General features: G+C 69.2%; 13 protein-coding genes and 1 tRNA gene. 11 read left to right on the top strand and 3 right to left on the bottom strand.

Translation table 11 applies throughout. From position 1 onward, the window contains the following. Positions 1 to 68: 68 nt before the first annotated feature. Positions 69 to 260, bottom strand: coding sequence for a helix-turn-helix domain-containing protein (locus tag EF879_RS23620; RefSeq protein WP_158624281.1), 192 nt, complete (start codon positions 258 to 260; stop codon positions 69 to 71). 175 nt (positions 261 to 435) lie between these two features. Here EF879_RS23620 and EF879_RS23615 point away from each other — a divergent pair. From EF879_RS23615 to EF879_RS23580, 8 genes are all read left to right on the top strand, one after another. After that, positions 436 to 507: transfer RNA gene (locus tag EF879_RS23615), tRNA-Gly, on the top strand. A gap of 30 nt (positions 508 to 537) precedes the next feature. Next, positions 538 to 2,640, top strand: a complete 2,103-nt coding sequence (locus EF879_RS27800) for a Hint domain-containing protein (RefSeq protein WP_199736585.1) — start codon at positions 538 to 540, stop codon at positions 2,638 to 2,640. Next, positions 2,637 to 3,548, top strand: coding sequence for a ParB N-terminal domain-containing protein (locus EF879_RS23600; protein ID WP_123562247.1), 912 nt, complete (start codon positions 2,637 to 2,639; stop codon positions 3,546 to 3,548). Before EF879_RS27800 ends, EF879_RS23600 begins: the two co-directional genes overlap by 4 nt. 122 nt (positions 3,549 to 3,670) lie before the next feature. Further along, positions 3,671 to 3,958 carry a hypothetical protein gene (locus EF879_RS23595; protein WP_123562245.1) on the top strand — a complete coding sequence of 96 codons (288 nt, stop codon included), beginning with the start codon at positions 3,671 to 3,673 and terminating at the stop codon, positions 3,956 to 3,958. A gap of 81 nt (positions 3,959 to 4,039) precedes the next feature. Beyond that, positions 4,040 to 4,657, top strand: coding sequence for a hypothetical protein (locus EF879_RS23590; RefSeq protein WP_148086539.1), 618 nt, complete (start codon positions 4,040 to 4,042; stop codon positions 4,655 to 4,657). Further along, positions 4,632 to 4,781 carry a hypothetical protein gene (locus tag EF879_RS27385; protein ID WP_158624279.1) on the top strand — a complete coding sequence of 50 codons (150 nt, stop codon included), beginning with the start codon at positions 4,632 to 4,634 and terminating at the stop codon, positions 4,779 to 4,781. The genes EF879_RS23590 and EF879_RS27385 overlap by 26 nt, the downstream gene beginning before the upstream one ends. A 50-nt stretch (positions 4,782 to 4,831) precedes the next feature. Further along, the gene (locus EF879_RS23585; protein ID WP_148086538.1) at positions 4,832 to 5,191 is read left to right on the top strand and encodes a hypothetical protein; all 360 of its coding nucleotides are present in this window, start codon (positions 4,832 to 4,834) and stop codon (positions 5,189 to 5,191) included. Positions 5,192 to 5,194: 3 nt separating this feature from the next. Then, positions 5,195 to 6,592, top strand: coding sequence for a terminase large subunit domain-containing protein (locus tag EF879_RS23580; protein WP_123562240.1), 1,398 nt, complete (start codon positions 5,195 to 5,197; stop codon positions 6,590 to 6,592). A gap of 8 nt (positions 6,593 to 6,600) precedes the next feature. Here EF879_RS23580 and EF879_RS23575 read toward each other — a convergent pair whose 3' ends face one another. After that, positions 6,601 to 7,938 carry a helix-turn-helix domain-containing protein gene (locus EF879_RS23575; RefSeq protein ID WP_158624277.1) on the bottom strand — a complete coding sequence of 446 codons (1,338 nt, stop codon included), beginning with the start codon at positions 7,936 to 7,938 and terminating at the stop codon, positions 6,601 to 6,603. Positions 7,939 to 8,017: 79 nt separating this feature from the next. Between EF879_RS23575 and EF879_RS28345 the strand changes: the two genes are divergently transcribed. Genes EF879_RS28345 through EF879_RS23565 form a run of 3 tightly spaced genes read left to right on the top strand, consistent with a single transcriptional unit; the run spans position 8,018 to position 9,319 of the window. Continuing rightward, the gene (locus EF879_RS28345) at positions 8,018 to 8,170 is read left to right on the top strand and encodes a hypothetical protein (RefSeq protein ID WP_233604694.1); all 153 of its coding nucleotides are present in this window, start codon (positions 8,018 to 8,020) and stop codon (positions 8,168 to 8,170) included. Then, the gene (locus EF879_RS27795) at positions 8,167 to 9,060 is read left to right on the top strand and encodes a hypothetical protein (RefSeq protein WP_199736584.1); all 894 of its coding nucleotides are present in this window, start codon (positions 8,167 to 8,169) and stop codon (positions 9,058 to 9,060) included. Before EF879_RS28345 ends, EF879_RS27795 begins: the two co-directional genes overlap by 4 nt. Continuing rightward, positions 9,053 to 9,319 (top strand): hypothetical protein, encoded by a 267-nt coding sequence (locus EF879_RS23565; protein ID WP_148086537.1) that lies wholly within the window; start codon positions 9,053 to 9,055, stop codon positions 9,317 to 9,319. Before EF879_RS27795 ends, EF879_RS23565 begins: the two co-directional genes overlap by 8 nt. Positions 9,320 to 9,439: 120 nt before the next feature. On the opposite strand, the gene EF879_RS23560 is transcribed toward EF879_RS23565, so the two are convergent. Further along, complete coding sequence (locus EF879_RS23560) at positions 9,440 to 11,896, bottom strand: BsuBI/PstI family type II restriction endonuclease (protein ID WP_123562234.1); 2,457 nt, start codon at positions 11,894 to 11,896, stop codon at positions 9,440 to 9,442. Positions 11,897 to 11,930 lie beyond the last annotated feature (34 nt).

Here is an 11,930-nt window from a genome sequence, read left to right as displayed (position 1 = left end):
GACCCGACAGCGGCGGGCGGCGAGCAGGCAGAGGCTCGCCGCCCGCTTGCTTCGCAGATGCCTCTGGCTCAGCGCCGCCGCGTGGTGGTCGGCAACGCCGGCGACCGGCGGTACGCGCTCGCCAGGTCCTCGTCGGTGAACCTGACCAGCCTGCCCAGCCGGTGACAGGAGATGCGGCCCTTGGACACCCAGCGCCTCAGCGTGCCCTCGGTGATGCGCAGCTTCTCCGCGGCCTCGGCGTAGGTGTAATCCCGCTCCACGACTCTCCCACCTTTCATGATCCACGCTGGCCGTGCGGTCACAGTAGACCATTGCGGCCCTACAGAGCTACGGCGATGCACGCCAAGCCACAAAGTGATCGAAAGGCGGCCTCCCTGCTCTCCCGGGCACGAGGCATACGGCTACGATCTGGCCGTGCGCGCATACCGCGCACCCGCGCTGGAAGTGCTGTTGGTGGCACGCCGCCGTTCCACGGCGGAGGCCCAGGTTCGAGCCCTGGCCGGCGCTCGACGCCGCCACGGGGGAAGGTGGTGACGCGTGTTCCACGGCTCCATCCCAGCCGACCTGCGCAGCATCATCTACGAGCACGCCGACTCGTGGCCCGACACCGACCTCTACGTCGGCTGCTCCGGCAACTTCACGATCGAGCGGACGCTGCACGCCCGCCCCGGCGAACACCGCACCATCCACGGCAACGACGTCCAGGCGTACTCATCGGCGTTGGGCTGGTGGCTCGCCGGCCGCCCCCTCGACTACCAGCTCAAGGAGGAGCACCGCGACCAGCTGGCCTGGCTGGAGCCGTACCTGACCACGCCGACGCACACGCTCGCCACGCTGATGCTCGGCACCCGGTTCCTCCAGTACGTCGGCCGGTCCGGGGTCTACTACGAGCGGATGGTGCGGGCCACCATCGGCCAGTTCCCGACCATGCACGCCAAGACGGTCGCCAAGCTGGAGGCGCTGACCCTGCGGCTCGGCTCGTACTACTGCGGCGACGTGCGGGACTACCTACGCGACGTGGTGCCGGCCGACGCCCCGGTGGCGATGTTCCCGCCGTTCTACTGCCTCGCACCCGACGAGCGGCTGCTGACCGAGGACCTGCGGTGGGTGCCGTGCGGCGAGCTGCGGCCCGGCGACCGGCTCCTCGCGTTCGACGAGTACCCACCTGACGGGATGCGGCTGCGGCGCTGGCGGCGGTCCGTCGTCACCCGGTCGGAGCCGGCAGTGAAGGAGTGCTTGCGGGTGCACCTCGCTGACGGCACCTCGATCGTCTGCACCGCCGACCACCCATGGCTGGCCGACCAGTACGACAGCAAGACAAGCGGCGGCAAACGCCGCTGGGTGCGGGCCGACCAGCTGCTGGAGAAGGCACCGTACGTGCTGCGGCTGCTCGACACCTGGGAGGAGGCCCGCACCTACGAGGCCGGGTGGCTGGCCGGCATGTTTGACGGCGAGGGCTCCATCCACATTGGGCAGGCGTCGAAGCTTCAGCTGTCGCAGCGGCCCGGACCGACGGCCGACAAGGTGATCGACCTGTTGAAGCGGCACGGCTTCGACGCCGGCGCGAAGCTGCGGCCGAGCGGAGTCCTGGGCATCGAGGTCGCCGGAGGCTTCCCGACGATCCTGCGGGCGCTCGGCACGCTGCGCCCCGAACGGCTGATCTCGCGCCTCGCGGCGCTCGACATCGAGCAGATGAGCGTCCGGTCGCGCGGCAACTGCCGGGTGCGGGTCGTGGCGGTGGAACCACTCGGCGAGCGACCCATCCAGTCGATCACGACGACGACCGGGACGTACATCGGCGAGGGCTTCGCCATGCACAACACCGGCGACTACGAGAGCCAGTTCGCGGCCATAGACCACTACTTCGACTGGCCGGCGCCGACGTACAACGAGCTGGACGAGGACGGCAAGGAGGAAATCATCGCCGCGGTCCTCGACCGGCCACACTGGATCCTCGGCCTGCACATCGCCCGGGACGAGCTGCGGCCGTGGCTGCGCGGCGTCGTGCAAACCAGCAACCGCGGCCTGCCGATCTACGTCTACGCCTCCTCCGGCCCGCGCCGGGTCGTCCGGCCCGCCCAGCAGGTCACACCGATCCTCATGCCGAAGATCGGGCCCAACGAGGACCTCGGCGACCGCATGGCCATCCACGTGCTCACCGGCGGCCAGTTCTCCGCCATCCGGAGCCAGTTCATGTCCAAGACGATCCTGCCGGGCTCTCCCCTGCTCGCCTGCGGCGTCAGCGTCGACGGGCGCATCATCGGCGCGTTCGCCTACCTGCCGCCCAAGTACGACCCGTCAACGGCGTACCTGATGAGCGACTTCCCGGTGTCGTGGACCCGATACCGCAGGCTGGCGAAGCTGATCGTCATGGCCGCCGCCTCCCGGGAGGCCCAACTGCTGCTCCAGCGCTCGCTCAGCAAGCGGCTCACCGCCTGGTCGACGACCGCGTTCACCAACAACCCGAACTCGGCGAAGTACGGGCGCGGCATCCCCGGCGTCAAGCTGCAGAAGCGCAGCGAGCCGGCCGCCGACGGCATCCACCGATACCAGCTCCAGTACGGCGGCCCGCTCGGCGGCTGGACCCTCGACGAGGCGCTGACGGAGTGGAAGCGCCGCCACGGAAAGGACACGCGATGAGCGACGACGAGGGACCGCTGAACCTGCGCCGCGAGACGGTCGACCCGCGCGAGCTCACGCTCGTCGAGGTGAACGCGCGGTTCATGCGCAAAGAGGTGTTCGACCGGCTCGTGGCCAACATACGCCGCGACGGGGCGCTCACCAGCACACCGCTAGTGTGGAACGACCAGGCCACCGGCCGGATGGTGGTGCTGTCCGGCAACCACCGGATCATGGCCGCCCGCGAGGTCGGCCTGGAGCAGGTCGACGTCATCGTGGTCGACCAGCCGCTGTCCCGCGCCCGGCAGGTCGCGCTGCAGCTGTCCCACAACGCGATCGAAGGCGAGGACGACCCGGCCACGCTGCGGCAGCTGTACGAGGAGCTGGACGACGTCGACTGGCGGGCCTACTCCGGCCTCGACGACAAGCAGCTCGACCTGCTCGCCCAGGTCGACCTGGAGGGCCTGAGCGAGGCCAACCTCGACTTCGCCACCGTCCAGCTCGTGTTCCTGCCCCACGAGCTGGACGCCGCCCGCGCCTCGTTCGACGAGGCCCGCAAGCTCGTCCAAGCCGACGCCCGCTGGCTCGCCGCCTACGCCGACTACGAGACCACCCTCGACGCCCTCGCAACCGCCCACGGCGCCCACAACGTCGGCAACGTAGCCACCGCCCTCGGCCTCATCCTGGCGGTGTTCGAGCGGCACCTCGACGAGCTGCGGGACGCCTGGCTCGACCCAGACACCAGCGAGCCCGTCGACGCTCGACGCCTCGTCCCCATCGAGACGATCCTCGGCACCCGCTCGATGCCGGCCGACGCCGGCGCCGTGCTCGCCCGGGCCGTCGACCGCATGGTCCGCAAGGGCGAGGTCCCCGCCGACCAGCGGTGGCGCGCCCTGGAACTGCTGGCCGCCGACTACCTGGCCAGCTGACCCACACCGGGCCCCGGCGGACCTGACCCACCAGTCAGCCCGCCGGTCCCGCACACCCCGCGCCAGCCGGCGCATGATCAAGACGGCCGCAATAAACCACCGCGACCGCACAGGAGGAGACCATGACCAGCACCGCCCCCGACAACGACCTGTACGCCGGCCTGGACGAGCGGCAGCGCGCCGAACTCGACCGACGCTGCGACTACCACCCACCCGCCGACCTGGCCACCGCCGAGCGGCACGCCCGGTGGCGGGCCGCGGTGAAGGTGCTCATGGCCGAGGCGATGCGCAGCCTGCCGCCCGGCCGCGAATCCTCGCTGGTGCTCACCGCCCTCGACGACGCCCTGATGTACGGCAACGCGGCGATCGCCCGACCCCCGATGCCCAGCGCCCGACCCGCAGGCCACTGAGAACGGATCGGCCCGACCCGACTTCCCCGCCGGCCGGGCCGACCGCACCACCGCACGCCAGCACAGCACGAGGAGGTGACCGTGACCGAGCAGGCGGTCCTCCCGTGGGACAGGCAGGACGACGAGCCCGAGAAGGCGTACTCGTACTTCGCCCTGTACCGGGACCTCGGTCGCACCCGCACCGTCGCGAAGGCCGCCGCCGAGGTCCACAAATCCCGGGACTACCTCCACAAGCTGGCGAGCACCTGGCGGTGGGTGCAGCGGGCGCAGGCGTGGGACCGCGAGCAGGACCGCCTCTACAGCGAGGGCCTGGCCGAGCGGCGCCGGGACATGGCCGAGCGGCACGCCCGCATCGCGTCCGCGCTGCAGGCGAAGATCGTCGCCCGGTTGCAGTCCCTCGACCCGGCGGCGCTGACGCCCAACGACATCGCGCGGTGGCTGGAAGTGGCGACCCGGGTCGAGCGGCTGGCCCTCGGGCTGCCGGACTCGACGACCGCGCACACCGGGCCCGACGGCGGCCCGATCCAGGCCGAGGTCAGCCAGATGAGTGAGGAGCAGCGGGCCGAGTTCTTCCGGGCGCTGATCGCCGAGGCGCAGTCCCGCGCCGGCCTGTCCAGCCCGGACAGCGGCGACGACGGGCCGGGCGACGCCGACGACACGGAGGAGGCGACCGATGGCGAGTCGGCGCCGCAGGAATGACGGGCAGGTGTGGATCGTGGTCGAGGTACGCGCCCCCCGGTGGGCGGTGTGGTGTGTGGCGGTGGGGTCGGTGCTGCTGGGCTTGGCCGCCGTCGGGTGCGTGTGGCTGGTGGCGGCCTGGTGAGCCGCGGTCCGAGGTCGGCCCGGCTGGTCGTCGGCCACGAGCGAGGCCGCGTGTATGGCACCCGGCGGCCTGAGCCGGCGGCGCCGGCCGTCGGCCGGTACGCGTGGCCCGAGGCCGACCAGGCGCCGACGCTGCCCTTGCCGCCGCCGCTCGTCGGCCCGCCGCCACCCTGGGCCCCGCTCACCACGGCGCAGCGGCGAGCTCTCCGCCGTCGGGTGTGGTCGTGGCGGCTGCTCCTCGGCGGCTGGCTCGCGGTGACGGTGCTGGTGCTGTACCTCGGCGTTCGGTGGCTCGGCGTCGCCTCGGCCTGCTGCCACCTGGTGACGGTGGCTGTCCTGTTCGGGCTGGCGTGGTGCGCGAGCGTCGACGTGCGCGAGCTGGAGCGCGATCTGCGGAACGGGCGGCGCTGACCGATGCTGCTGGCGTACCCGGATCCGGCGTTGATGTCCGACGCCGAGCTGGCCGCCTACCTGCGCGTGGTTTCGGAGGTGCAGGGCAACCTGCGCTACGACTGGCCCCGGCACGCCCGGCCAGAGCAGTTGGAGCCCGCCTGGTACCGGATCTGGATGCTGCTCGCCGGTCGCGGCTTCGGCAAGACCCGCACCGGCGCGGAGACGGTCCGGAAGTGGGCCGCCGCGCGGCCGGGCGGGCACTATGCGGTCGTCGCGAAGACGCACCGCGAGGTCTACAACGTCTGCTTCACCGCCCGGCGGGCCGGGCTCCTCGCGGTCATTCCGCCTCGCGAGGTGGCGACGTTCAACAAGTCGGAGCCCTACGTGATGCTCCGCAACGGGTCGATCATCCGCGGCTTCGGCGCGCAGGACCCCGACGTGCTGCGCGGCTACGACTTCGACGGCGTGTGGTGCGACGAGTACGCCGCCTGGCCGGTGCAGACGGCGCAGGGCGTGTTCGACATGCTCTGGTTCTGCATGCGCGAGGCCGAGAACCCGCGCATGGTCATCAGCACGACCCCGAAGCCGCTGCCGCACATCAAGAAGCTGCTGACGCGGGCGGCGAAACAGAAGGCCCGGTCCAGGCGCCCCCGGGTGGTCATCACGCGCGGCCGGACGCTGGACAACGCGGCGAACCTGAGCCCGGAGGCGCTGGAGGAGCTGCTGGAGCAGTACGGCGGCACCCGGCTCGGCCGGCAGGAGCTGGACGCCGAGCTGCTGACCGACGTCGAGGGCGCGCTGTGGAAGTCGGCATGGATCGAGGCCGGCCGGGTCGACAAGGACGACGTGCCGCCCCTGGTCCGGACCGTGGTGTCGGTCGACCCGGCCGACACGGTGTCGGAGACGAGCGACGAGACGGGCATCGTCGCGGTGGGCCGGGGCGAGGACGGCGACCACTACGTGCTGGCCGACCGGTCGATGAAGATCGCCGGCATGGCGGCCGGCCGCCGGATCTGGCAGTGCTACATCGATGTCGACGCCGACGTGGTGATCGTCGAGGGCTCGTCGGTGTGGATGCGGGACATCCTCGTCGACGCCTGGATCGCGATGCAGCGGGAGGGACTGCTGCCCGGCGGCGACCCGCCGATCGACGTGGTGCAGCCCCGGGCGAGCAAGCGGGTCCGGGCGGAGCCGGTCGCGGCCCGGTACGAGGTCGACCCGCCCCGGGTGCACCACGTCGGCGCGTTCCCGGCGCTAGAGGACCAGCTGACGACCTGGACGCCGGAGTCCGGGGACTCGCCGGACCGGCTGGACGCGCTCGTGCACGGGGTGACGTACCTGCGCAGCAAGGAAACTCGGCGGGCCGTCGTTGCGTCGCCACTCGGTCACCGGGCTCGCCTGCAGGCGGACGCGCGATGACAGGTAGATCAGGCGTTGGCCTCCCGAAGCACCTCAACCCCAGAGCTCCCGGCCCAGCGGCTTATCTCGGCATGCCAGCCCTGATGCCAGTAGGGAAGGCGGATTGCTCCCTCTGGGGTCACGCCTTCGGCCTCCGCTGCCCCGAACGCCTGGAACAGTTCGCTAGCGAGTCGGTGGGTTGCCGCTGCCAAACCTGCCCCTCCAGCGCTCAAGTCGTCGATGTCGGCGACGGTCTCGGCGACCGGCGGCTCGCTTACCAGTTCGCCGCCGACCGGCTCATTTCGCCAACCGACGTTGGAGACCAGCGAGACTGGAACCTCAGACGTGACCGGCCAGATGGTGGTCCTGACGGTGGCCAGACCGCCAGCTGCGGCTTGATCACGCGCATGGCGGGCGAGAAGGTTGAGGCCGGTGCCGATGGTAAGTGTGAGCCACAGGTTGTCAGCGAGCTTGACCTTCAGATCCTTGACATCTGGACGCGACTCGATCTTCGCGCAGCCGAACACGCCGCTGCCGGTCTCATGCAGCTCGCACGCAAGACGCGAGTACGGCTTGCTTCTCTCGAGCGATGCGGTGCCTACCAAGCAGCGTCGGCGCACTGTCGATCGGTGGAACTTGCCCACTGGGATACCGAAGGCGCCCACTTCACAGCTCGCGTTACGCATCTGGAACGCCTTCAGCGCGGCGCTGTTGATGGTGGCAGACCCTGGCAGGTCCGGGACGAGGGTGACGACGACGAACAGCTCGTCTGGTGCGAGGCGTTGAACGAAGTCCGCTTCGATCCGGGCTGCTTCCTCGATCCGGCTTGCGAAGCCGGCGAACCGTGCCCGGTACGCCTCGGCCACTTCGCTCTCCGACAACCAGGCAGTCTCAGTACCAATCCGTTTCGGGTACAGCATCGACTTGTTCTGAGCGACGTAGGCGTGTGGCGCCGTCGCCGACCGCGCGACCCAGATGACGAGGAAGCCAGTACCTGGACGATCGGGATCCTCGATGGGGAGGATGTCGAACGTCGGTGTCGGCTGGATGTTGCCGACGACTGTCTGTCGGAGCCGGCGCCGCTCGTCGTCGCTGATGACGACGCCGGTATCGGTTGCCGCGCGGCCTTGCTCGTCCTCGTCCATGCCGAGGACGAGGATGCCGCCGTTGGCGTTCGCGAGTGCGGCGACATCGGTGCACAGGGCCTTTCGGTCTCGGTCGCTGCTCGTGTAGGTGTCGCGCTTGAAGTCCAGGTCTGGGCCTTCGGCGGTGTGCGGGATGAGGCCCTTCACCTGCGCGTAGGTCAGCGTCTCGTCGATTGCTCCACCGAGGAGCTGTTCAAGCCGGCGGTTTCGGAGCGTAGGCATGCGGTCGATCGTGGACCGGGCTCCCGCAGGGACGCAACGTCTTTGACCTTCCATAATCAACTGGCGCAAATGATCTTGGATGATGCGATGTCTATGTACGGCGCAAGCCGCAGTGGCGTGGCTGGACCGGCTGGTTGAGGCCGGCTACACCCTGTCGGATGCCGAGGCTGCGGTACGCGCCGAGCTGCCCGCCGCCCCGGACGCCGGCAAGCAGGAGCAGGGAGACGAGTGAGCGAGAGCCGGCTGACTCGTCGCTCAGCCGAGGAGGCCCGCGCCTGGTTCGAGCAGGTGCGGGCCTCCGCTGAGGCGGACGGCCCGGTGCCCGCGGGCTCCGCGGCCGCGCGGTGGCGGCAGATGTCCCCCGATGCGCGGGAGGCGGCTGCCGTGGTGTTCGACGAGATGATGAAGGAGCGCACGATGACCAGCGGTGAGCGGCTGCTGCACGCCGCCTGCCCCGAATGCGACCGGTGGGTCGGCCAGGCCCACCGCGAGGACTGCGCCATCGCGCCGTGCCTGCTGACCGGCCTGGCGCGGCGCGGTTGCCGGGAGTTCGCCCGTGCAGAGCCGCACGACTGTGGCGAGGCGGTGTGGACCGGTGACTGGCCGGGCCACCCGGAGTGCCGCGAGTTCGGCTGGTATGTGCGGTGGGACCAGGCGGCCGGCTGGGTGCGGTGCGGTCCCGACGAGCCCGGGGCAGGGCCGGACCTGTCGCGGCTGTACGAGCAGGCCCGGTGGGATGTCGACCGGCAGCGGTGGGTGCAGCGCCGCGCCGTCCTGTTCAGCCGGGCGGGGCGCGGCCGGGCCGCCGTGGAGGAGGCGGCGCGGACGCTGCGGCGCTGGTGTGACACGGCCGGGTACGCGGTGGTCGCTGAGCACACCGGTCCCGGTGGCTGGTCTGCTGCGGTCGCCGACCTCGTTGAGGGCCGCGCCGACGTGATCGCGGTGCCGTCCGTGGAGCGGCTCGGCCACGGCCGGCAGGTGTTCGCGCGGATCACCGAGGTCCGCAAGGCCGGCGGCACGATCGTCGGCCCCGGGGTGCAGCTGGCCGGTACGAGCCTGCTCCTGTCGGCGACCCTGGCCGATTCGCCGGCCGGCGGAACGGCGGAGCGGCGCCGTGGTTGAGGTGACGCCGTCCGGCCGGCCGGTGACCTGCGACGGCTGCGGGGCACCGGTCGAGAAGGTAACCGCGGCGATGCGGCACCCGGTGCCGCCGGACACCGGGTTGACGCTGTACGGGCGGCCAGACCTGGAGTACATCGTGTGCGGCCCGCTGCCAGACGGCTCCCAGCCGTGCCTGGTGTTGGCGTGGTTGGCGGACGAGTTGTGGGACCGGGTGCGCTGCCGGCGGCCCGGCTGCGACGGCACTGAGTGCGGCGGCTAGTCCGCCTGGCGGACTAGCGAGAGGGGCGGGTCACGGCGATGCCGTGACCCGCCCCTTGCCGCCAGACACGCTGGTAGTTATGTGTTCGAGCATCGTCCCGGGCCGAGATTCGGCGAATGCCTACGGCTGGGCCAGGTATGGGCCGAGGAACCGCTCGCCGTTGAAGTGGATCATGTGCGTTGGGTTGTCGGCGCACCATACTTCGGTCTCCCACGAGATTTCCTGCAGGTACCTCCGCATCTCCTTGCGACTGGGAAAACAGGAGACGAAGACCAGTCCGGCCGTGGAGCCCGCGAAGAGAGTCTGCAACTCGGCATGGCGTTTGGCGTCGACGGGTCCGTGGCTGGACGCTGCCTCTAGAAGAACGAGCCAGTTCTTGTCTTCCATGTACACGACGAGGTCGGGCATCTTGCCGTGCTTGTCAACTGTGACGCCGAGCGCTTTGAGCGCATCGTTGTCGAAGAATGCCCACTTCTCATCGGCGTCACCGACGTATAGGGCAATCCCGCCCGGAGTGAAGTAGCTACAGAAGTCTTTGACTATGGCGTCGAGGAGTTCGTTTTGGCCGCCCGGGCTGAGGGTAATCTCTTGCCCTCCGGGGAGGGTTACCGGGATGCGTCGCATGGTCCTCTCCGCCGCGTAGGCTTCCAGCTGGCCTGGGAGATCGGCCAGGTACGCACGAAGCTCGTCGGCGAACCGGGGTGTGCCAAAGGTCCGAATTAGAGCGACAGCTCGGTCGGTGATCTGATAGCACCAGCGAGGAGAGTTGACAGGTCGGTCGGGCCGGTCGGGGTTTTGTAGAACCAGGCCGGCAGCGGCGAACTGGTGCAACGTCTGCCTGCGGATCGTCTCCCGCGTGTTGGGCTTGTAATCGCGGCCGTAGTGCTGCCGTAGGAAGTCCATGATCTCGACGGTGCGCAACATGGGGTTCTGAGCGGCTTCCCACGGCTGGTCGGGCAGTAGGTTGAGCAGGGCGCGCAGCACCAGCGCTGACCGCTCGTTGCTGCGCTCTGCGTCGAAGTTGAGCCGACCGAGCAACTGGCGGGCCTGCTGCACTGACTCTGCTACCTGGTCCTGCGGCACCGTGCCTCCCTGTTCCGTCGTGTCGGCCCCGCCAAGAACGTGCTGCAGCACAAGCGCGTCGATCTCATCTTGGCTTGGCCACTCGCCTGGTCGGACGTTCTCGCTGAGGCGGCGCAGCTGCGCGGCATCAGGGTAGCGAAGGTTTCTCAGATCGGTTGCATTGACCTGCGTGTGGCCGCTGAACTGGCGGAAGTGGGTGTCCAGCACGTTGGAGTTGAGCCAGATCGCCAGACCGACCGCAAGTGGCTCGTCCAAGCCGTTGCCATCACGATGGAAGACGTTGAGGTGGTTTTCGAACGCGACCCGATCTGCCGGGACGTCGGCGGGCCGATATACGGAGGCGACCACGCGCCTGGTTTCCTCCTTGGCCGAGAACCGCTTCACTAGGACGTAATAACCAGCGGGTAGCAACAGGCTGGCGGTCGATGCGTCGGCGACGATGGCGTTTGGCTTGCGGTACGCAGGCAGTGGCCAATTCACCCGACCGTTCTGTAAATGACCAGGATAGATCAACGGCACTGTGTCAGCAGTCGGCATGGCTCGCAGCGCATCCTTGACGCGGAAGTCGACGACCCGTCCGGTTGACACGTTGAGACCGAGATCGGCCAGCGTGGCAGGGAGTTCGGCGACGATATCGGCCGCTCGATCGTCCTCGACGTCTGTAGGGATATGGAGGAACGATTCGGGATCATCTGGCCGGATGATGTCCTCGTAGGTGACTAGCCGCTCGTGGGTTGGGTCAGCGTAGCCGCGTGAGGTGACAATGGTGACTTTCTCTGAGCGGCGAGCCCGCGTGCCTGTCAAGATGATGTTTTCTTGCAGCACCGATAGATCGGCGAACAGTGCGCCTCGTTCCTGGAAAACGTTGATACGGTCGACGCCCAGTAAGGAAAAGAACTGCTTGCGAAATTGCCGGAAGTATGTGCCATTAGCGAAACTACGAGGGGTGATGGCTACGAGTTGGCCACCCTCGGTGAGAAGGTGCACGCCGAGCGCGAGGAATGCCGCGTAGAGGTTCGGAACGTCTAATCCGACAGATTGAAGGTGACGGCGCACCGCCGAACTGCGAGCTACCTTCCGGTACGGGGGGTTCTGGATCACCAGGTCGAACCGTGGCTGCTCACCTACCAGGTCGAGCACGCCGGAGACCCGGGCGGCGGCCCATGGAATGAAATCCGCCGCGACGAGCTCGTAATTGAACTGGCCGCCAAGGGCGCGCGCAGTCTCCTGGCAGTCTTCCAAGGTCTGACGCAGCGTGTCATGCAGCCCCGATGCCAGTTCAACCGCAGTGACCCCTACCGTTAGAGCGGGCCGCTCTCGCAGCACCCGGGCAACCAACGCGGCCGACAACGATCCGGACCCGGCACCCGGATCCAGCACCCTGAGCACGCCACTTTTTGGCAGGCTCGGCTCTGCGGCGATGCGCTCGGCCACCACGCGAGGGGTGAAGAATTGGCCCAGGTCCCGCTGCTCGACGGGGTTAAGCAGTGCCATCGCCGCACCACGTCGGGCTTCGGTCCTTGCTAGA

The sequence above is a fragment of the Micromonospora sp. HM5-17 genome (assembly GCF_003762835.1).
In the GTDB taxonomy this organism is placed as follows: domain Bacteria; phylum Actinomycetota; class Actinomycetes; order Mycobacteriales; family Micromonosporaceae; genus Plantactinospora.
This window is presented reverse-complemented; position numbering and strand designations above follow the sequence as displayed.